Consider the following 19,334-nt stretch of genomic DNA (forward strand, 5'->3'; position numbering starts at 1 on the left):
GAAAGGCCGGGTGACCATGCCGCTATCCCACTCGTCGCCGCTGCCGACGCCTTAAACCGCAGTCATCGCACCACAACCCCGGGCCAACCCTATTGCATCTCCAGGATTTTCAGTTGTATGATGACTTACAACATAACCTCCCAAGGAGACATTGGATGACCACCACCCGCCGCCTCGCACTGCTCGCCGGTGCCGCCCTGTTGTGCTGCAACGCCATGGCCCAGACCGCCTGGCCTGCCAAGCCCATTAAGCTGATCGTGCCCTACCCGCCGGGCGGCAGCTCGGACATCATCGCCCGCTCGATCAGCCAGCCGCTGTCCGAGGCGCTGAAGCAGCCTGTCATCGTGGAGAACAAGCCCGGTGCCAACGGCAACCTGGGTGCGGACTTCGTCGCCAAGGCCTCGCCGGACGGCTACACCCTGCTGTTGTGCGACGTGGGTGCGCTGGCCATCAGCCCGTCCGTCTACACCAAGCTGCAGTTCGACCCCTCCAAGGACCTGCGCGGCGTGACCATGCTGGCCTATTCGCCCCACCTGCTGGTGGTGCATCCCTCGGTCAAGGCCAACAACCTGAAGGAACTGATCGCCCTGTCCAAGACGTCCGATCTGAACTTCGCCGTGACAGCCACCGGCAGCGCCCCTCACCTGGCAGGCGTGGCGCTGGAGCGTGCCAGCGGCGCCAAATGGCAGTACGTGCCCTACAAGGGTGGCGTGACCGCCATCCAGGACACGGTCGCCGGCCAGACGCAGATCCTCATGAACGGCATGCTGGCCACCTGGCCCCATGTGCAGAGCGGCAAGCTGAAGGTGCTGGGCGTCTCCAAGCCCACGCGCATGCCGCTGATCGGTGACGTGCCCACAATTGCCGAGCAAGGCATCACCGGCTTCGACTCCGGCACCTGGCAAGGCATCCTGGCGCCCAAGGGCACGCCAGATGCGATCGTCCAGCAGGTCAACAGGGCGCTGATCTCCGTGATCCGCTCGGCCGACATCCGCTCGCGCCTGGCCGGCCAGGGCGCAGAAGTGGTCACCATGACGCCGCAGGAACAGGATCAGTTCTTCGCCAAAGAACGCGCACGCTGGGCCCAGGTGGTCAACGCCGCCCAGATCCGCCTGGACTGATTTCCCGCTCTTCCATAACAACAAAGCCCCCTTTCGTTTTTCCCTCCTCTCTCTACGGACCGCGCTATGCAACCTCAAGAACTCAAGACCATCATGGGCTCCGGCCTGCTGTCCTTCCCCGTCACCGACTTCGACGCGCAAGGCAACTTCAACGCCAAGTCGTATGCTGCCCGCCTTGAATGGCTGGCACCCTACGGCGCCAGCGCGCTGTTCGCGGCCGGCGGCACGGGCGAGTACTTCTCCCTGTATGGCGATGAGTACAGCCAGGTCATCAAGACGGCCGTAGACACCTGCCGCGGCAAGGTGCCGATCATTGCCGGCGCCGGCGGCCCCACCCGCACCGCCATCGCCCATGCCCAGGAAGCCGAGCGCCTGGGCGCCCACGGCATCCTGCTGCTGCCGCACTACCTGACCGAAGCCGGCCAGGAAGGCCTGATCGAACACGTGGCACAGGTGTGCAACAGCGTGAAGTTCGGCGTCATCGTCTATAACCGCGACCGCACCAAGCTCACGCCCGAGTCGCTGGCCATCCTGGCCGAGCGCTGCCCCAACCTGATCGGCTTCAAGGACGGCGTGGGCAACATCGAGACGATGTCCTCCATCTTCATGAAGATGGGCGACCGCTTCTCCTACCTGGGCGGCCTGCCCACGGCAGAGGTCTACGCCGCTGCGTACAAGGCGCTGGGCACCCCCGTGTACTCGTCGGCCGTGTTCAACTTCATCCCCAAGACGGCGATGGACTTCTACAAGGCCGTAGCCACGGACGACATGGCGACGCAGCACAAGCTGCTCAAGGAATTCTTCAATGCCCTACCTGAAGATCCGCAACCGCGTCGAAGGCTACGGCGTCAGCATCATCAAGGCCGGCGCCAAGATCGTCGGCCACGATGCCGGCCCGGTGCGCGCCCCCCTGTCCGATCTGAAGCCTTCCGAAGTGGAAGAGCTGAAGGCGCTGATCGACAAGCTCGGCCCCCAGTAAGCCGCCACGAAGGCCGCACACTGAATTGACAAAGGTCGCCCCGGCGGCCTTTGTCGTTCACGGCGTGCGGCCGGCAGTCATCGCCAGCCGCCTCGGACGTGCACGGGCGGCTGGCGTGGTTCGTCCGGGCACGCGTTCTTTCTTCATCCACCAATTCACAGACAACAGAGGAGATAAAGATGATGATGATGATCCAGCGAAAGGTTTGCGCGGCGGCTGCCGCCGTGGCACTGCTCGTCCTGAGCGGCTGTGCCACGTCCACGGCCGGCTCTGGCGCCTCGGCGGAACAGGCCGTGGCCACCGCCTCGGAACGCCTGCGCATCGCCATGATCGACCCCACCCCGGCGGCACTGGGCCAGCTGGTGGCCGATGACCTCAGCTACGGACATTCGGGCGGCCGTGTCGACACCAAGAGCAGCTTCATCGGTGATCTGGTCGCCGGCAAGTCCGACTTCGTGACCATCGTCATCACGGACCAGACCGTCAAGGTGGTGGGTGATACCGCCATCGTGCGTCACACGTTGACCGCCGACACCAACGACTCGGGCAAGCCGGGCAAGGTGCAGATCAAGATCCTGGGCGTCTGGCAGAAGCAAGGTGCCGACTGGAAGCTGCTGGCCCGCCAGGCGGTGCGCCCGCCCGCCGCCTGACGGGCACGCTTCCCCGGCGGCGTCTCGTCTGCTGCCGCGGATCCAGGGCTGCCATCGCGCAGCCCTTTTTTCTTCCTTCTCCGCTGTTCTCATTTTCCACCGTACCGCACGCCATGAGCTCACCCTCGCGCCCCCGCCTGCTGCAGATCGCCCGCCTCCCACTGCCCGTCCTCGAAGCCGACCTGGCGCAGCAATACGACGTCTCGTGCCTGGCGGACCAGGCCGATCCCGCAGCGTTCCTCGCGGAGCATGGCGCATCGTTCTCGGGTCTCGTCACCTCGGCACCGGTCGGCGCACGCAACGACGTGCTGGCCGCTTTGCCCCATCTGCGCGTCATCAGCAGCTTCGGTGTGGGTTTCGACGCGCTGGACATTCCCTATCTGCAGTCGCGGGGCATCCAGGTGGGCTACACGCCCGACGTGCTCAACGACTGCGTGGCCGACCTGGCCTTCGCCCTGATGCTCGATGTGTCGCGCGGTGTATCGGCCAGCGACCGCTTCGTGCGCGGGGGCGGCTGGTCGGCGGGGCGCTTCCCGGTCCAGACGCGTGTGTCGGGCAAGCGCCTGGGCATCGTGGGCCTGGGCCGCATCGGCCAGGCCGTGGCAGAGCGGGCCCAGGGCTTCCGCATGGAGGTGTCCTACTTCAACCGGCGCCCCGTCCCCGGCAGTCCGTACCGCTACGCCGAATCGGTGGTGGAGCTCGCCCGCTGGGCAGACTACCTGGTGCTGACGGTGGCGGGCGGCGCCGGCACGCGCCATCTGGTCAACCGGGCGGTGCTGGATGCCCTCGGCCCCCAGGGCTTTCTCGTCAATGTGGCCCGTGGCACGGTGGTGGACGAGACGGCGCTGGTAGACGCGTTGTCCGAACGCCGCATCGCCGGCGCAGGCCTGGATGTGTTCGAGCACGAGCCTCAGGTGCCGGCCGCGCTGCTCGCACTCGACAACGTGGTGCTGACGCCGCATGTGGCCAGCGCCACCCACGAGACCCGCCGCGCCATGGCCGATACGGTGCTGGGCAACCTCCGGTGCTTCTATGCCACCGGTACGGTACGCGTTCCGGTGCCGGGCTCCAGGGGCTCCGCAGCCGCTGCCGGCCAACAGCAGGGCTGAGCGGCACGGCAGCGGTGTCGCAAGGCGATTCCGTGCAAGTGCAAGCATTGGCAATAAGTGGGAGCGCGCGTCGCATCCCAGCCGCAGGCGCGAAGGCCGGGGCCACAATCGCGTGGATTTGCAATTGCCCTACGGAGAATCCATGCGCATGCGCCCTACCAACGCCGCCACTCTCAGCCTGCTCGCCGGCACGCTGGCGCTGCTGCAGACGACGCCGGTCCATGCACGGGAATTCGGCGTCGAACTGCAAGCCCAAGGCGGCTACCAGTCCTATCCGCTCCCGGAAGGCACGAACCATGTCGAACTTGAGCAGCCGTTGTCCGATGGCTGCCGCCTCAACCGGACCTGGGGCTACGACCTCCGCTCGCGCACGCTCTGGGTGAGCGGGGGCTGCGGCGCGCGTTTCCGCATCTATACCCAGGACCGTCCGGGCCGCTATGGAGGGTTCGGCGAGGCGCCGGACCGGTACGGCGAACCCTATCCCTATGGCGCGCCCGCCGTTGTCGCACCGCCCGGCGGCGGCCAACTCCTGCGTGGGCAGAACGGGCTGTGCCTGGACGTGGCCGGCGGCCTGCGCGCCGGCAACCCGCTCATCGCGTACCGCTGCGCGGGCGGCGACAACCAGCGCTTCACGTGGACACCTTATGGCGAACTGCGCGCCGGACATCTGTGCCTGGATGTGGAAGGCGGAAGCCAGCGCGAAGGGGCCCGCGTGATCGCCTGGGAGTGCCGCGACCAACCCAACCAGAAATGGGCGTGGGACCGCGGCTCGATCCGGAGCCAGTACACCGGCATGTGCCTGGACATCCAGGGCGGGCGCGCACGCTCCGGCCAATCCGTGGTGATGTGGCCCTGCTCGGGGTCCGCCAACCAGCGCTGGAATTAAAAAAACCCCCGGATGCCAGCGCGTCCGGGGGCTTTCTCATCAGGTGGAGCGTGCTCCGCGCGGCCTGCAAAGGCCGACATGCTGGCAGACACCATGGGCACCGCAAGGTGCCGCACGGCCAACCAGCCGCCCGCTCAGGCAGCCAGGATGCTGTTGAGCGTCTTGCTGGGGCGCATCACGGCGGCCAGCTTGGCATCGTCGGTCTTGTAGTAGCCACCGATGTCCGCGGGCTTGCCCTGCACATCAGCGAGTTCCTTCACGATCGCCTGCTCGTTCTCCGTCAGGGCCTTGGCCAGGGGAGCGAAACGCTGCTGCAGCGCGGCGTCTTCCGTCTGCGCGGCCAGTTCCTGGGCCCAGTACATGGCCAGGTAGAACTGGCTGCCGCGGTTGTCCAACTGACCGGTCTTGGGCGACGGGTTCTTGTTGTTGTCCAGCAGCTTGCCGGTTGCGGCGTCCAGCGTCTTGGCCAGGATCTTGGCCTGGGCATTGTTTTCCTTCAGCCCCAAGTCTTCCAGGCTCACGGCCAGGGCCAGAAACTCGCCCAGCGAATCCCAGCGCAGGTGGTTCTCTTCCACCAGCTGCTGCACGTGCTTCGGAGCCGAACCGCCCGCACCCGTTTCGTACATGCCGCCGCCGGCCATCAGGGGCACGATGGACAGCATCTTGGCACTGGTGCCCAGTTCCATGATGGGGAACAGATCGGTCAGGTAGTCGCGCAGGATGTTGCCCGTGACCGAGATGGTGTCCAAGCCGCGGATCACGCGTTCCAGCGTGTAGCGCATCGCGCGCACCTGGCTCATGATCTGGATGTCCAGGCCGGCCGTGTCGTGGTCCTTCAGATAGGTCTTGACCTTCTTGATGACCTCGTTTTCGTGCGGACGGTACGGGTCCAGCCAGAACACGGCGGGCATGCCGGAGTTGCGGGCGCGGGTCACGGCCAGCTTCACCCAGTCGCGGATCGGGGCGTCCTTGACCTGGCACATGCGCCAGATGTCCCCCTGCTCCACGTTCTGGCTCAACAGCACTTCGCCCGTGGCGAGGTCGACGATGTTGGCCACGCCGTCTTCCGGCACCTCGAAAGTCTTGTCGTGCGAGCCGTATTCCTCGGCCTGCTGCGCCATCAGGCCCACGTTGGGCACGGTGCCCATGGTCTTCGGGTCGAAGGCGCCGTGCCACTTGCAGAAGTTGATGATCTCCTGGTAGATGCGGGCGAAGGTGGACTCGGGCATCACGGCCTTGGTGTCCTTCAGGCGGCCATCGGCGCCCCACATCTTGCCGCCGTTGCGGATCATCGCCGGCATGGACGCGTCCACGATCACGTCGTTGGGCGAATGGAAATTGGTGATGCCCTTGGCCGAATCGACCATGGCCAGCTCGGGGCGGTGTTCGTGGCAGGCGTGCAGGTCGCGCTTGATCTCGTCCTGCTTGGCGCTGGGCAGCGCTTCAATCTTGTTGTACAGATCGACCATGCCGTTGTTGACGTTCACGCCCAGCTCGTCGAACAGCTTGCCGTGTTTCTCGAACGCTTCCTTGTAGAAGATGCGCACGCAGTGGCCGAACACGATGGGGTGCGAGACCTTCATCATCGTGGCCTTGACGTGCAGCGAGAACATCACGCCCGTCTTGTGCGCGTCGTCGATTTCCTTCTCGTAGAACGCGAGCAAGGCCTTCTTGCTCATGAACATGCTGTCGATGATCTCGCCGGCCTGCAGGGCGACCTTGGGCTTGAGCACCGTCGTCTTGCCGGACTTGCCGATCAGTTCCATCTTGACGTCGCGCGCCTTGTCGAGCGTGATCGACTTTTCGCCATGGTAGAAGTCGCCATGGTGCATGTGCGAGACGTGCGAACGCGATGCCTGGCTCCACTCAGCCATGCTGTGCGGGTTCTTGCGGGCGTATTCCTTCACAGCCTTGGGGGCGCGGCGGTCGGAGTTGCCTTCGCGCAGGACAGGGTTCACCGCCGAGCCCGTGCACTTGTTGTAGCGCGCACGGATTTCCTTTTCCTCGTCCGTCTGCGGGTTCTCGGGGAAGTCAGGAATCTTGTAGCCCTTTTCCTGCAGTTCCTTGATGGCCGCCTTCAGCTGCGCGACCGACGCGCTGATGTTGGGCAGCTTGATGATGTTGGCTTCGGGCTTCAGCGTGAGCTTACCCAGTTCGCTCAGCGTGTCGGGCACGCGTTGCTCTTCGGTCAGGTAGTCGGGAAACTGGCCCAGGATGCGGTTGGCCACAGAGATGTCGCTCGTGTCCACCTTGACGCCCGCAGGTTCGACGAACTTGCGGATGATGGGCAGGAAGGAAGACGTCGCCAGCAGCGGGGCCTCGTCGGTCAGGGTGTAGATGATGGTGGGCTGCTGGGTACTCATTGAATCTCCTGTAATGGCGCGAGGCCTTGGGATGCTAGGGAAACGAAGGTGCGCGGGGCCGGCGGCCGCGGGCGCACCGGAAATCACATGTTCTCGATCATGACCTTGCCGAAGCCGGAGCAGCTCACCTGCGTGGCGCCCTCCATCATCCGCGCGAAGTCATAGGTCACCTTCTTGCTCAGGATCGACGCCTTCATCGACTGGATGATGAGATCGGCCGCTTCAGGCCAGCCGATATGGCGCAGCATCATCTCGGCCGACAGGATCTCCGAGCCCGGATTGACGTAGTCCTTGCCGGCGTATTTCGGCCCGGTGCCGTGCGTGGCCTCGAAGATGGCCACGGAGTCGGACATGTTGGCGCCGGGCGCAATGCCGATGCCGCCGACCTGCGCAGCCAGCGCGTCGGACAGGTAGTCACCGTTGAGGTTCAGCGTGGCGATCACGCTGTACTCCGCAGGGCGCAGCAGGATCTGCTGAAGGAAGGCGTCGGCGATGCTGTCCTTGAGCGTGATGTCCTTGCCCGTGCGCGGATTCTTCAGGCGCATCCAGGGGCCGCCGTCGATGAGTTCGGCGCCGAACTCCTTGGCGGCCAGGGCATACGCCCAGTCACGGAAGCTGCCTTCCGTGAACTTCATGATGTTGCCCTTGTGCACCACCGTCACGCTGGGCTTGTCATGGTCGATCGCGTACTGGATCGCCTTGCGCACCAGCCGCTCCGTGCCTTCGCGCGACACCGGCTTGATGCCGATGCCGGACGACTCGGGGAAACGTATCTTCTTGGTGCCCAGATCGTTCTGCAGGAACTGGATCAGGCGGCGCGCCTTCTCCGACCCCGCCTCGAACTCGATGCCGGCATAGATGTCTTCCGAGTTCTCGCGGAAGATCACCATGTTGGTCTTGTGCGGCTCCTTGAGCGGAGAAGGCACGCCGTCGAAATACTGGATGGGCCGCAGGCACACGTACAGGTCGAGCTCCTGGCGCAGCGTGACATTCAGCGAGCGGATGCCGCCACCCACCGGCGTGGTGAGCGGGCCCTTGATGGACACCACATGCTCGCGCACGGCCTGCAGGGTCTCGTCGGGCAGCCACACATCGGGGCCGTAGACGCGCGTGGCCTTCTCGCCCGCATAGATCTCCATCCACTGGATCTTGCGGCGCCCGCCGTAGGCCTTGGCCACGGCGGCGTCCACCACCTTCAACATGACCGGGGTGATATCCACCCCGGTGCCGTCGCCTTCGATGAAAGGAATGATCGGCTGGTCGGGCACATTCAACGTCAGATCGGCATTGACTGTGATCTTCTGGCCTTCGGCCGGCACTTCGATGTGCGCGTAACTGGTCATGGAAACGGCTTTCTCCGATGAATGGCTGAGGAGCCCCTCGACACGCAGGCAGGCTGTCTACAGCCGGTCGATTCTAGCGACAAAAAAATAGCACCTTTCCTGTCAACGCCGCGCGCGCAACTGCCGTTGAAAGCGGGCTTCGCGGCTCCTCGCGGGCGCCCACCCGAACCATCAAGGAAATGGCATATATGAAAAAACTCCTCGCTGTCCTGGTCTCCGGTCTGTTCGCTGCAGGTGCGTTTGCACAGGCTCCGGCAGCACCCGCTACTCCTGCCACCCCTGCCGTGACCGCAGCCCCTGCCGCCGCTGTCGCCGCACCCGACGCCGCGCCCGCCCCCACGGCCAAGGCCAAGAGCGCCAAGAACAAGCACGCCAAGGCCACCAAGAGCCACAGCAAGAAGGTCGCCAGCAAGAAGACCAAGAAGTCCAAGGCCACGGCCTGATCGCCCTGCGATGACGGCCTGCGCCGTCCGTGATGAAATAGCCCGCCTGTGCGGGCTTTTTCACGCCTGCGCCCTGTTTTTCCCGCGCCGGTGCCCCTACCGACGACCAGCCGACCACGAAACCGATCCGATGACTGCTTTGCGCCCGTTTGCATTTGCTCCCCTTCGCCACCTGCTGCGCGCCTGCGCGGGGCTGGCATTGGGGCTCGCCACTACCGGCCCGGGATGGGCCCAGGAGGGACCGCAGCTGCAGTTGCAGCGCGTGGAGATCGTCGCGGGCATGCACCGCATCGACGCCCAAGTGGCCGTGGCACCGCAGGAGCGGCAGATCGGCCTCATGCACCGCAAGGAGATGCCGCAGCAGGAAGGCATGCTGTTCGTGTTCGAGCAGCCGGCCACGCAGTGCTTCTGGATGAAGAACACACTGCTGCCGCTCACGGCCGCCTTCGTGGCGGACGACGGAACCATCGTGAACCTGGTGGACATGAAGCCGCAGTCGCTCGACTCCCACTGCTCCGCCCAGCCGGTGCGTTACGTGCTGGAGATGAACCAGGGCTGGTTCGCCAAACGGGGATTGAAGGCCGGCTTCCGCCTGGCCGGCGCGCCTTTCAGCCGCTGACGGCGGTGCTGCGCGGCAACCAGCGCGCTCGCCCTCAATGTCCAAAGAAAAAACGGCCCCGCGGGGCCGTTGTGCTTTGCGTGGGCGCTTGGCGCCCGCCGCTCGCCGCCTTCGCTCAGGCGAAGTTGGATTCGGCGAACTTCCAGTTCACCAGCTTGTCCAGGAAGGTTTCCACGAACTTGGGACGCAGGTTGCGGTAGTCGATGTAGTAGGCATGCTCCCAGACGTCCACCGTCAGCAGGGCCTTGTCAGCGGTGGTCAGGGGCGTGCCGGCGGCGCCGGTGTTGACGATGTCGACCGAGCCATCGGCCTTCTTCACCAGCCAGGTCCATCCGGAGCCGAAGTTGCCCACGGCGCTCTTGACGAAGGCTTCCTTGAACGCGGCGTAGCTGCCCCACTTGGCGTTGATGGCATCGGCCAGCGCGCCGGTCGGCTCGCCGCCGCCGTTGGGCGCCATGCAGTTCCAGAAGAAGGTGTGGTTCCAGATCTGGGCCGCGTTGTTGTAGATGCCGCCGCTGGACTTCTTGATGATTTCTTCGAGCGTCATGCTCTCGAATTCGGTGCCCTTTTGCAGGTTATTCAGGTTCACCACGTAGGCGTTGTGGTGCTTGCCGTGGTGGTACTCCAGGGTTTCCTGGCTGTAGTGCGGGGCCAGTGCGTCGATCGCATAGGGCAGCGGTGGCAGGGTATGTTCCATGGTGAAGTCCTTCGTGGGTTGAAATTCTGAAAACGGTTGCGCACCCGCGCGGCACAGCCGTCGCGGGCGAAAGGGCATTGTAGAAAGTTATAGCAGCCGCCGCTGTAAGCGATGGGCGACTCCCCTGCCGCAGGGGGGCCAAGCGGCCGAGCCCCGCGGCGCCGTCACTACAGGAGCCGGCGCTGCGACACAGTCAGGTCGATGGCCCCTTCTGCCATGGTCGCCACGACGGCATCGCCCGGCTGCACCTGGGCGGGCCGCACCACCGGCTGGCCGGCCACGTCGGTGAGCAGGGCGTAGCCACGCTGCAGCACCAGCCGTGGATCCAGCAGCTCCAAGCGCAGCGCCGCCCGCTCGACGCGGTCCGCCCGCTGCTGCAGGTTGCGCGCCACGCTTTGAGGCAAATGTGCCTCCAGCGCGCTCTGCGCTTGCGCAAGCCGCTGCGTTTTCAATAGCACCGCATGGCGTAGCCGCTGCGCCAGGCGCGCCAGCTGCAGCTGTTGGCGTCCCACCAGGCCCGAGGGCCGGCCCAGCCGCTGGGCGACATGGTCCAGCCGCTGGTGGCGCTGGTCGAGCTGGCGCTGCACGCCGTCGTCCAGCCGGTCGCGCAGCAGCTCCAGCGCCCCCAGCCAGACCGAGCGCGGCTGCGATACCAGCTCAGCCGCCGCGGTGGGCGTGGGCGCGCGCAGGTCGGCGCAGAAATCGGCAATGGTGAAGTCGGTCTCGTGCCCCACGCCGCTGACCAGCGGGACCGGGCTCTGCACGATCATGCGGGCCAGCTGCTCGTCATTGAAGGCCCACAGGTCTTCGATGGAGCCGCCGCCGCGCACCAGCAGGATGGCGTCGATAGGCGGAGCATCCGGCACCGGCGCATGTGCCGAATCGCCCTCCAGCCCTTGTCCCTGCTGCGCGAGGCGATACATTTTCGATAGCGCCGCGCAGAGCGACGCCGGCGCCTGCGCGCCCTGCACCAGCGCGGGCACCAGCACCACGGGAATGTGCGGCACGCGCCGGCGCAGGGCCGTGACCACATCGTGCAGCGCGGCCGCGCCGGGCGACGTGACCAGGCCGATGCCGCGCGGCATCAGCGGCAGAGGCCGCTTGCGGTCGGCATCGAACAGGCCTTCGCCTTCCAGCTGCGCTTTCAGCCGCAGGAACTGCTCGAACAGCGCGCCCTGCCCGGCCCGCTGCATGCTCTCGACGATCAGTTGGAGATCGCCCCGCGCCTCGTACACGCCGATACGCCCGCGCAGCTCGACCAGTTCGCCGTCGCGCGGCTGAAAGTCTAGCAACGTGGCGGCCCGGCGGAACATGGCGCAGCGGACCTGCCCCTGCCCGTCCTTGAGCGTGAAGTAACAATGCCCGCTGGACGCGCGCGAGAAGCCGGTGATCTCGCCGCGCACCGCGACGGGGTTGAAGCGGGCCTCCAGCGCGTCAGCAATGGCGCGGCACAGCGCCCCGACTTCCCAGATTCGCGGCGCCACGCCTGGGTTCGGGCGGTCAAACACAGGCCACCTGCGCCTTCCCGGGCCAGGCCGGCACCGCGGTAGTCCACAGCGCGGAGCGAGCGGGAGCATTGCGGGCCGGCCCCGCGGCATGCCCCGCAAAGCCACAGAGGCACGTGCAAGTCATTGATTTCAAACAAATTTCCGGTGCGCGATTTTTCATCAATCTGTCAAACGCGTGATCCGGCGCCGCTTTGGAGCACTTGCCCCATCGGTTGCCCACTAAGTTATCCACAGGAACTGTGGGAAGAATCCGACGCGAAGCGCCCGTCTGCAGCAAGGTGGCAAGACATCCGCGCTTGCGGCGGTGGCCGGTGCCGGCTAGGCCATAATCGCCCGTTGCCTTTTCCGTGCGGAGTGAGAATTGCTGTCGATCATACAAGCCGCGGGCTGGCCCATCTGGCCCCTGATTGCCTGCTCCATCCTGGCGCTGGCCCTGGTCTTCGAGCGCTTCACGGCCCTGCGCACCGCGCGCGTGGCGCCGCCCAAGCTGCTGGACGAAGCCATCTCCGTCTCCTCTCGCGCCGTGCCTTCGCCGGACGTGGTCAACCAGCTTGCGCAGAACTCCGCACTGGGTGAGGTGCTGGCCACCGGCCTGCGCACGCTCAACAGCCATCCTCAAAGCTCCGAGGCCGATCTTCGGGCCGCCATGGAAGGTGCCGGCCGCGCCGTCGCCCACCGCCTGGAGAAGTACCTGAGCGCGCTGGCGACCATCGCCTCGGCCGCGCCGCTGCTGGGCCTGCTGGGCACGGTGATCGGCATGATCGAGATCTTCGGCTCGCAGGCGGGTGCCGGCGGCGCCGGCCAGGCCATGGGCGGGGGCAACCCGGCCCAGCTGGCGCATGGCATCTCGATCGCCTTGTACAACACGGCCTTCGGGCTGATCGTGGCGATCCCGGCGCTCATCTTCTGGCGCTATTTCCGCAGCCGCGTCGATGCCTACCTGCTGACGCTGGAACTGGCTTCCGAGCAGTTCCTGCGCCACATCAGCCGGCTGCGCAAGTAACCACCACCTAGTGAAGAAGAGGAAGAGCGCGCGGCCATGAACTTCCGTCCCCGTCCCAAAGAGGAACCGGAGATCAACCTGATCCCGTTCATCGACGTGCTGCTGGTCATCCTCATCTTCTTGATGCTGTCGACCACCTACAGCAAGTTCACCGAACTGCAGCTCACGCTGCCGGTGGCCGACGCCGAACAGCAGCGCGACCACCCCAAGGAAGTGATCGTCTCCGTGGCCGCCGACGGCCGCTACGCCGTCAACAAGACCGCGCTCGACGGCAAGAGCACCGACGTGCTGGCGCGCGCTCTCTCGGCTGCGGCGACCGCCGGGCGCGACAGCGTGGTAATCATCAGCGCCGATGCGGCGTCGCCGCACCAGGCGGTGGTGACGGTGATGGAAGCGGCCCGCCGGGTCGGACTGTCGCAGATCACCTTCGCCACGCAATCCTCGGCCGGCGCGCGCCGCTAGCGCATGGCAGAGGCAGCGCTGCAGCGCGCCTGGAAGCACCGCGGCCCGCTGGCCGTGGCGCTGTGGCCCCTCTCCCTGCTCTACGGCCTGCTGGCCGGCACGCGGCGGTGGCTCTACCGAGCCCGAATTCTGCGCAGCGAGCGCCTGCCCGTGCCTGTGATCGTCGTCGGCAACGTGATCGCCGGCGGCGCAGGCAAGACACCCGTGACCCAGGCGGTCGTGCGGCACCTGCAAAGCCGCGGCTGGCAGCCCGGCATCGTCTCGCGCGGCTATGGCCGCCGCACCACCGACTGCCGCGAAGTGCTGGTGGACAGTACCGCCGCCGAGGTAGGCGACGAGCCTGCGCTGCTGGCCCGCAGCACGGGCGTGCCGGTGTTCGTCGCCGCACGCCGCGCCGATGCGGGCCGCGCCCTGCTCGCGCGGCACCCCGGCACCGACGTGATCGTGTGCGACGACGGCCTGCAACATGGGGCGCTCGCGCGCGACGTGGAGATCTGCGTCTTCAACGACGATGGCATCGGCAACGGCTGGCTGCTGCCCGCGGGCCCGCTGCGCGAGCCCTGGCCGCGCAAGGTGGACCTGGTGCTTCACGCCGGCACCCGTCCGCCTGGCGGCGCCGCGCCCGGCTTCGCGCTGCGCCGCGTGCTTGCACCGTGGGCCCTGCGAGCCGATGGCACGCAGGTGCCGCTGCAGGCCTTGCAGCAGGCGCCGGGCTGGCACGCCGTGGCGGCCATTGCCCGCCCACAGGACTTCTTTGCCATGCTGCGGGCACAGGGCGTGCCCCTGGCGCAGACGGAAGCACTGCCGGATCACTACGATTTTGATAGCTGGATACGCAATCAGGACGGGCGCCATGGGCTGATTTTCACCGAAAAGGACGCGGTCAAGCTCTGGCCACGCCATCCGGACGCGCTGGCCGTGCCGCTGCAACTGGAGCTGGACCCGGCCTTCTGGCCCGCGCTGGACCGCCGACTGGCAACCGCCGGCGCACCGCGCCCCGCCGCGGCGTGAACAGGGTCTCGGCCCGCGCTCGCCCCCCCGCCCACTGGCTATCATCCCAACCCCTGACAACCCCCGCCCGAGAGCACACACGCTGCCTTCCGCGCACCACCGGACCCACCGCATGGACCCCAAACTGCTTGAACTGCTGGTCTGCCCCGTCACCAAGGGCCCTCTTTCCTTCGACCGCGAGCGTCAGGAGCTGGTCTCGCGCAGCGCCCGGCTGGCCTACCCCGTCCGCGACGGCATTCCCGTGCTGCTGGAAAACGAGGCACGCACGCTGACCGACGCCGAACTCGAAGCTTGACGCCCCCCAACGCCAGCCGAACGATCCGCCGCCTGCGGACCGCTTCCTGCGCTTTCCGCCCGCAGGGCTGCGCCCTTCACCCTCTCTTCACTGGCCATGAGCACCGCACTGCCTCCGTTCACCGTCATCATCCCCGCGCGCCTGGCCTCCAGCCGCCTGCCGAACAAGCCGCTGGCGGACATCGCAGGCCTGCCCATGGTGGTGCAGGTCGCGCGCCGCGCTGCCCGCAGCGGCGCCGCCCGGGCCGTGGTGGCGGCGGACGATGAACGCATCGTCGAGGCGTGCCGCACCCATGGCGTGGAGGCGCTGCTGACCCGCAGCGACCACCCCAGCGGCAGCGACCGCCTGGCTGAGGCCTGCGAGCTGCTGGGCCTGGAAGGCGACGACATCGTGGTGAACGTGCAGGGCGACGAGCCCCTGATCGACCCCGCCCTGATCGATGCGGTCGCAGCCCTGCTGCCCCTGCGCAGCGACGCCAGCATGGGCACGGCGGCCCACGCCATCCACGCACCGGAAGATGTGGCCAACCCCAACGTGGTGAAGGTGGTGCTGGATGCACGCGGGCTGGCGCATTACTTCAGCCGCGCGCCGATTCCCTTCGCGCGCGACCACGCACCCGGCAGCGCGTGGTGGCAGGCCCAGGCCGCAGCGCCAGCCCTGCAGGGCTTCGCGCCGCTGCGCCATATCGGCCTGTACAGCTACCGCGCCGGCTTCCTGCGCGAGTTTCCGCTGCTGGCTCCCGCTCCCACGGAGACGATTGAGGCGCTGGAACAGCTGAGAGCGCTGTGGCACGGCCACCGCATCGCCGTGCACGTGACCGACGCGGCACCCGGGCCTGGAGTCGACACCCCCGCCGACCTGGAACGCGTGCGCGCCATGATGCGCTGATGCACAGGCGCTGCACCACCGCGCACCAGGAGGCCTTTGCCGCTCCGGGACGATGCCCCACCCGTGTGCCCGATGCGATGGTCACCGCCGTCCACCGCCGCGCGATGCGGTGCCGGGCGCCGTACCACCGCCACGCGTCACCCGTGTGACGGGCGTCAGGTCCGCGCGGGGATCGCATGCTATCCTCGCCCGCGACCAAGAGCACACGCCCGGGCCTGCATGCGCCCAGCCATCGTGCCGCCGAATTCAACATTAAGAGGACTTCCATGAGATTGATTCTGCTGGGCGCCCCCGGTGCCGGAAAGGGCACGCAGGCGACCTTCATCTGCCAGAAATACGGCATTCCGCAAATCTCGACCGGCGACATGCTGCGCGCCGCCGTCAAGGCCGGCACGCCCCTGGGCGTCCAGGCCAAGGCGGTCATGGATGCCGGCCAGCTGGTCAGCGACGATCTCATCATCAACCTGGTCAAGGAGCGCATCGCCCAGCCCGACTGCGCCAACGGCTTCCTGTTCGACGGGTTTCCCCGCACCATCCCCCAGGCCGACGCGCTGAAGACGGCCGGCGTCAAGCTCGACTACGTGCTCGAGATCGATGTGCCCTTCGATGCCATCATCGAACGCATGAGTGGCCGCCGCTCGCACCCCGCCAGCGGCCGCACCTACCACGTGAAGTTCAACCCGCCCAAGGTCGAAGGCAAGGATGACGTGACGGGCGAGGAGCTGATCCAGCGCGAAGACGATAAGGAAGACACCGTCAAGAAGCGCCTGGACGTCTACAGCGCGCAGACCCGACCGCTGGTGGACTACTACTCCGGCTGGGCCGCCCAGGACCCGGCGAACGCGCCCAAGTACCGCAAGATCAGCGGCACCGGCAGCGTGGAAGACATCACGCAACGCGCCCTGCAGGCCCTGGCAGGCTGACCGGGTGCGGCGCCGCCAGCCGGCGGCGACCACACCTCTCTTCGACGCCCCGCCCTGCGGGGCGTTGTTGTTTTCAGCCGGCCGCGGGCCCCTGCGCTGTGCGACGCGTCCGGTACAGCTCCAGCCACAGCGCGATGCGTGCCTTCACCGGGCTCAGTCCCTGCGCATCGACAGGCAGGGCATCCGTCGGCCTGGCAAGCACGCGGCCCAAGGTGCAGCGCGTCGTCACCCGCACGGCCACGCCCGCGGCCTGCGCGCGCAGCAAGGCAGCCTCCAGCGCGTGGTGCAGCGTGCCGTTGCCCGTGGCCGCCACCACCAGACCCGCCACGCCGTCGGCCACCAGCAGATCCACCACACGGCCATCGGCGCCGGAATGGTTCATGACGATCTCGACGCGCGGCCAGACAGGCAAAGCGGAAGGCGCCGCGGTCCCTTCAGAGGAGCCACCCGTGACGCCCGGGCCCAGGGCGGCGTTCACCGGCCAGGCGTGCGCCATGCGCACCCGCCCCTCCTCCACCCAGCCGAGCGGCCCCTGCTCTCCCGAGTCGAACGCATCGATGCGATAGGGATGCACCTTGCGCACCGAAAGCGCGCCGTGCACGGCGCCGGCCGCCACCACCACCACGCCACGGGCGCCGGGCATGGCGGCCACGGCCACCGCATCCAGCAGGTTCTGCGGGCCGTCCGGCACGAGGGCCGTCGCCGGCCGCATGGCGCAGGTCAGCACCACGGGCTTGCGCGCATCCAGCAGCGCATGCAGGAACCAGGCGGTCTCTTCGATCGTGTCGGTGCCGTGCGTGATGACCAGACCCGCAACGGCCGGATCGGCCAGATGGTGCGCGCAACGGGCGGCCAGCGTCAGCAGCACGTCGAACGGCATGTCCTTGCTGTCCACCTGCGCCACCTGTTCGGACACCAGCGCGCCACCCGCCAGCGCCGCCAGGACGGGGACGGCATCCAGCAACTGCTGCACACCGACCTGCGCCGCGGTGTAGCCGATGTTGTCGCCCGCATTCGCCGCCGTGCCGGCGATGGTCCCGCCGGTGCCCAGCACCACAATTTTTCCTGCGCCCACTTGCATCCCTTAAAAAACTGGTAAAAAATACAGGTACTGGATTAAAAAACAGTCCAGCCAGCCCACTCTTTGAACGCACTGGAACACCCCATGCTCGACAGTCCCAAGCTCACGGCCCGCCAGCAGCAGATTCTGGACCTGATCCAGACCGCCATCGCCCGCACCGGCGCGCCGCCCACCCGGGCCGAGATCGCCGCAGAGCTGGGCTTCAAGTCGGCCAACGCGGCCGAAGAGCATCTGCAGGCCCTTGCCCGCAAGGGCGTCATCGAGCTGGTCAGCGGCACCTCCCGGGGCATCCGGTTGCGCAGCGATACGGTTCGCTCCATCAACGCCGCCCGCGGCACCCAGTTCCATCTGCCCATTCCCGGCCTGTCGCAGCTCGTGCTGCCCTTGGTCGGCCGCGTGGCGGCAGGGTCTCCGATTCTCGCCCAGGAACATGTGGACCAGAGCTACACCATCGAGGGCAGCCTGTTCCAGCACAAGCCCGACTACCTGCTCAAGGTGCGCGGCATGTCCATGCGCGACGCCGGCATCATGGACGGCGATCTGCTGGCCGTGCAGTCCACACGCGACGCGCGCAACGGCCAGATCATCGTGGCCCGCCTGGGCGACGACGTGACGGTCAAGCGCCTGCGCCGCACGGCCAGCGCCATCGAGCTGCTGCCCGAGAACCCCGACTACCCCGTGATCACCGTCCACCCGGGCGAACCGTTCGAGATCGAAGGCCTGGCGGTCGGCCTGATCCGCAACACCATGCTCATGTAGGCGTCCCCGCAGCGCGCCGTAGGTGGCGGGCGTCTGGTCGGGTGGAGGCCGAGTGCGGTAACCGTACTCAGTTCCCACCGGTCAACCCTGCGGCATCGCGCTGTTCGCAAATCCTGCCTGTGTTCAATCCTCCTGGCTGAAGCAAGTGGGCCATCGAGAGAAATCTCCCTGGGCGGTACGAACCCGGGGCGGTGGAACTCGCTCGTCCGCATGCCCAGGCATCAGCAACCGCTGGAGTTTTCACATGGCAATGGCCTTGCTCACCATCTCTTCCCTCTCTCAACCTGTGCGCGCCCTGGGCCGCTGGTTCAGCCGCAATCTGCCGAATGCCGGCAGCCAGGCGAAGCGCACCTCTCCCCCGGCTGCCAGCGCACTGCGGCCTGCCACGGCGCAGCACGGTCCGGGGGTTCACCGGCCAGGTCTGTGGATGGCGTTGCCCGGCTCATGCGTCGCTACCGACGGACGCTCCCGCGCTGCCGCCAATGCCGAACGCTTCGGTACGCCGGCGCCCATTGCCACGCTGCGGCCCGCCGCGTCCCCACGCCGTACGGTGCGCGTGGTACGGCACACGAACGCCGGCGATCCCAGCCGGCTCATGATCTCAGGCCGCATGGCCGACGTCTGCGCTGAACTGGACCGGCTCGTCGCGCGCGAAGCGGCCCAGCGGTAAGCCACCGCCTCCACCCGCGCTGCCCGCTGCGCGTCGCTGGCTGGCTGGTTGCTGGTCGGTCGAAGCGGAAGTCGGGCCACCGGGCCGCTCTGCAGCCCTGCAGTCCGCAGTGAAGCGGCCCCGCAAGCAGCATGCCGGCCCCCCATCGCCCCGACGCGATGCCGAGCGCACGGACGCCAACAGCCGATCAGGCCTGCATCCGGTCCAGCGTGACGGGGCTCTTCCAGAACGGCTTCACGGTGAAGCCACCGCCCGCATACCAGCCTCGCTCCCAGCCACGGTCCGCTTCTGGCGCTGGCTCTGGCTCTGTGCTAGCCCCAACGGAGAGCCGCATCGGCCTTCGCCTGTGACTTCGCTGCGCGGTCTCATCGCTTTGCTGCTTTGCTTTGCTGCTCCGTCGTTGTGCCGTGGTCAGCCTCCACCGCCTGAGTCACTTTGCCCCATTGAGCGGTCGCAATAAATATTCATAATCGATGCATGTTTAAGCGGCGCGATAGACATCTTTGAAGCAGCGTCAAAGCCCA

19 protein-coding genes and 1 pseudogene are annotated in these 19,334 nt (G+C 67.1%); 15 read left to right on the forward strand and 5 right to left on the reverse strand.

What is annotated here, in order from left to right; genetic code table 11:
• The first annotated feature begins 155 nt into the window (after positions 1-155).
• The 5 genes and pseudogenes from QE399_RS17075 to QE399_RS17095 all read left to right on the forward strand — a co-directional run bounded on the left by QE399_RS17075 (position 156) and on the right by QE399_RS17095 (position 4,745).
• Positions 156-1,121, forward strand: a complete 966-nt coding sequence (locus QE399_RS17075; protein WP_309830574.1) for a Bug family tripartite tricarboxylate transporter substrate binding protein — start codon at positions 156-158, stop codon at positions 1,119-1,121.
• Positions 1,122-1,187: 66 nt separating this feature from the next.
• Positions 1,188-2,100, forward strand: a pseudogene (gene kdgD, locus QE399_RS17080) (5-dehydro-4-deoxyglucarate dehydratase).
• 188 nt (positions 2,101-2,288) lie between these two features.
• Positions 2,289-2,750, forward strand: a complete 462-nt coding sequence (locus QE399_RS17085) for a nuclear transport factor 2 family protein (RefSeq protein ID WP_309832156.1) — start codon at positions 2,289-2,291, stop codon at positions 2,748-2,750.
• Positions 2,751-2,863: 113 nt separating this feature from the next.
• Positions 2,864-3,859, forward strand: a complete 996-nt coding sequence (locus tag QE399_RS17090) for a 2-hydroxyacid dehydrogenase (protein ID WP_309830576.1) — start codon at positions 2,864-2,866, stop codon at positions 3,857-3,859.
• Positions 3,860-4,001: 142 nt separating this feature from the next.
• The gene (locus tag QE399_RS17095; protein ID WP_309830578.1) at positions 4,002-4,745 is read left to right on the forward strand and encodes a lectin; all 744 of its coding nucleotides are present in this window, start codon (positions 4,002-4,004) and stop codon (positions 4,743-4,745) included.
• A gap of 134 nt (positions 4,746-4,879) precedes the next feature.
• Here QE399_RS17095 and QE399_RS17100 read toward each other — a convergent pair whose 3' ends face one another.
• Together QE399_RS17100 and icd are read right to left on the reverse strand one after the other, a co-directional pair.
• Positions 4,880-7,108, reverse strand: a complete 2,229-nt coding sequence (locus tag QE399_RS17100; RefSeq protein ID WP_309830580.1) for an NADP-dependent isocitrate dehydrogenase — start codon at positions 7,106-7,108, stop codon at positions 4,880-4,882.
• 83 nt (positions 7,109-7,191) lie between these two features.
• A complete protein-coding gene (gene icd, locus QE399_RS17105; protein ID WP_309830581.1) occupies positions 7,192-8,451 on the reverse strand; it encodes an NADP-dependent isocitrate dehydrogenase in 1,260 nt (419 codons plus the stop codon).
• A gap of 188 nt (positions 8,452-8,639) precedes the next feature.
• On the opposite strand from icd, the gene QE399_RS17110 reads away from it, so the two are divergent.
• The gene (locus QE399_RS17110; RefSeq protein WP_309830583.1) at positions 8,640-8,894 is read left to right on the forward strand and encodes a hypothetical protein; all 255 of its coding nucleotides are present in this window, start codon (positions 8,640-8,642) and stop codon (positions 8,892-8,894) included.
• A 130-nt stretch (positions 8,895-9,024) separates the two neighbouring features.
• Positions 9,025-9,513, forward strand: coding sequence for a DUF192 domain-containing protein (locus QE399_RS17115; RefSeq protein WP_309830585.1), 489 nt, complete (start codon positions 9,025-9,027; stop codon positions 9,511-9,513).
• Positions 9,514-9,628: 115 nt separating this feature from the next.
• Here the strand turns inward: QE399_RS17115 and QE399_RS17120 are convergent, their stop codons facing one another.
• Together QE399_RS17120 and xseA are read right to left on the reverse strand one after the other, a co-directional pair.
• Complete coding sequence (locus tag QE399_RS17120; RefSeq protein WP_309830587.1) at positions 9,629-10,210, reverse strand: superoxide dismutase; 582 nt, start codon at positions 10,208-10,210, stop codon at positions 9,629-9,631.
• Positions 10,211-10,377: 167 nt separating this feature from the next.
• Positions 10,378-11,718, reverse strand: coding sequence for an exodeoxyribonuclease VII large subunit (xseA, locus tag QE399_RS17125; protein ID WP_309830589.1), 1,341 nt, complete (start codon positions 11,716-11,718; stop codon positions 10,378-10,380).
• 361 nt (positions 11,719-12,079) lie between these two features.
• On the opposite strand from xseA, the gene QE399_RS17130 reads away from it, so the two are divergent.
• The 6 genes from QE399_RS17130 (at position 12,080) to adk (ending at position 16,300) form a co-directional block, all read left to right on the forward strand.
• A complete protein-coding gene (locus tag QE399_RS17130) occupies positions 12,080-12,721 on the forward strand; it encodes a MotA/TolQ/ExbB proton channel family protein (RefSeq protein WP_309830592.1) in 642 nt (213 codons plus the stop codon).
• Between the two features lie 36 nt (positions 12,722-12,757).
• Positions 12,758-13,183 (forward strand): ExbD/TolR family protein, encoded by a 426-nt coding sequence (locus QE399_RS17135; RefSeq protein WP_309830594.1) that lies wholly within the window; start codon positions 12,758-12,760, stop codon positions 13,181-13,183.
• Between the two features lie 3 nt (positions 13,184-13,186).
• A complete protein-coding gene (lpxK, locus tag QE399_RS17140) occupies positions 13,187-14,194 on the forward strand; it encodes a tetraacyldisaccharide 4'-kinase (protein ID WP_309830596.1) in 1,008 nt (335 codons plus the stop codon).
• 112 nt (positions 14,195-14,306) lie between these two features.
• Complete coding sequence (locus QE399_RS17145) at positions 14,307-14,489, forward strand: Trm112 family protein (protein ID WP_309830598.1); 183 nt, start codon at positions 14,307-14,309, stop codon at positions 14,487-14,489.
• A 96-nt stretch (positions 14,490-14,585) separates the two neighbouring features.
• Positions 14,586-15,377: a 3-deoxy-manno-octulosonate cytidylyltransferase gene (kdsB, locus tag QE399_RS17150; protein WP_309830600.1), complete on the forward strand. Its 792-nt coding sequence runs from the start codon at positions 14,586-14,588 to the stop codon at positions 15,375-15,377.
• A 266-nt stretch (positions 15,378-15,643) separates the two neighbouring features.
• Positions 15,644-16,300, forward strand: coding sequence for an adenylate kinase (adk, locus tag QE399_RS17155; RefSeq protein ID WP_309830602.1), 657 nt, complete (start codon positions 15,644-15,646; stop codon positions 16,298-16,300).
• Positions 16,301-16,373: 73 nt separating this feature from the next.
• On the opposite strand, the gene QE399_RS17160 is transcribed toward adk, so the two are convergent.
• The gene (locus tag QE399_RS17160; RefSeq protein ID WP_309830604.1) at positions 16,374-17,381 is read right to left on the reverse strand and encodes an asparaginase; all 1,008 of its coding nucleotides are present in this window, start codon (positions 17,379-17,381) and stop codon (positions 16,374-16,376) included.
• Between the two features lie 84 nt (positions 17,382-17,465).
• Here QE399_RS17160 and lexA point away from each other — a divergent pair, with 84 nt between their 5' ends.
• Together lexA and QE399_RS17170 are read left to right on the forward strand one after the other, a co-directional pair.
• Positions 17,466-18,140 (forward strand): transcriptional repressor LexA, encoded by a 675-nt coding sequence (lexA, locus tag QE399_RS17165; RefSeq protein WP_309830606.1) that lies wholly within the window; start codon positions 17,466-17,468, stop codon positions 18,138-18,140.
• A gap of 244 nt (positions 18,141-18,384) precedes the next feature.
• A complete protein-coding gene (locus QE399_RS17170; RefSeq protein ID WP_309830608.1) occupies positions 18,385-18,810 on the forward strand; it encodes a hypothetical protein in 426 nt (141 codons plus the stop codon).
• The last annotated feature ends 524 nt before the right edge of the window (positions 18,811-19,334 follow it).

The sequence above is a fragment of the Paracidovorax wautersii genome (genome assembly GCF_031453675.1).
Lineage (GTDB): Bacteria > Pseudomonadota > Gammaproteobacteria > Burkholderiales > Burkholderiaceae_C > Paracidovorax.

Bases quoted from the DNA above. Each gene is read 5' to 3' on its own strand.
- lexA (WP_309830606.1), top strand. From the start codon at position 17,466: ATGCTCGACAGTCCCAAGCTCACGGCCCGCCAGCAGCAGATTCTGGAC.
- QE399_RS17135 (WP_309830594.1), top strand. From the start codon at position 12,758: ATGAACTTCCGTCCCCGTCCCAAAGAGGAACCGGAGATCAACCTGATC.
- adk (WP_309830602.1), top strand. From the start codon at position 15,644: ATGAGATTGATTCTGCTGGGCGCCCCCGGTGCCGGAAAGGGCACGCAG.
- QE399_RS17085 (WP_309832156.1), top strand. From the start codon at position 2,289: ATGATCCAGCGAAAGGTTTGCGCGGCGGCTGCCGCCGTGGCACTGCTC.
- QE399_RS17095 (WP_309830578.1), top strand. From the start codon at position 4,002: ATGCGCATGCGCCCTACCAACGCCGCCACTCTCAGCCTGCTCGCCGGC.
- lpxK (WP_309830596.1), top strand. From the start codon at position 13,187: ATGGCAGAGGCAGCGCTGCAGCGCGCCTGGAAGCACCGCGGCCCGCTG.
- QE399_RS17160 (WP_309830604.1), bottom strand. From the start codon at position 17,381: ATGCAAGTGGGCGCAGGAAAAATTGTGGTGCTGGGCACCGGCGGGACC.
- QE399_RS17170 (WP_309830608.1), top strand. From the start codon at position 18,385: ATGGCAATGGCCTTGCTCACCATCTCTTCCCTCTCTCAACCTGTGCGC.
- kdsB (WP_309830600.1), top strand. From the start codon at position 14,586: ATGAGCACCGCACTGCCTCCGTTCACCGTCATCATCCCCGCGCGCCTG.
- QE399_RS17090 (WP_309830576.1), top strand. From the start codon at position 2,864: ATGAGCTCACCCTCGCGCCCCCGCCTGCTGCAGATCGCCCGCCTCCCA.
- QE399_RS17100 (WP_309830580.1), bottom strand. From the start codon at position 7,108: ATGAGTACCCAGCAGCCCACCATCATCTACACCCTGACCGACGAGGCC.
- QE399_RS17120 (WP_309830587.1), bottom strand. From the start codon at position 10,210: ATGGAACATACCCTGCCACCGCTGCCCTATGCGATCGACGCACTGGCC.
- QE399_RS17110 (WP_309830583.1), top strand. From the start codon at position 8,640: ATGAAAAAACTCCTCGCTGTCCTGGTCTCCGGTCTGTTCGCTGCAGGT.
- QE399_RS17115 (WP_309830585.1), top strand. From the start codon at position 9,025: ATGACTGCTTTGCGCCCGTTTGCATTTGCTCCCCTTCGCCACCTGCTG.
- QE399_RS17075 (WP_309830574.1), top strand. From the start codon at position 156: ATGACCACCACCCGCCGCCTCGCACTGCTCGCCGGTGCCGCCCTGTTG.
- QE399_RS17145 (WP_309830598.1), top strand. From the start codon at position 14,307: ATGGACCCCAAACTGCTTGAACTGCTGGTCTGCCCCGTCACCAAGGGC.
- icd (WP_309830581.1), bottom strand. From the start codon at position 8,451: ATGACCAGTTACGCGCACATCGAAGTGCCGGCCGAAGGCCAGAAGATC.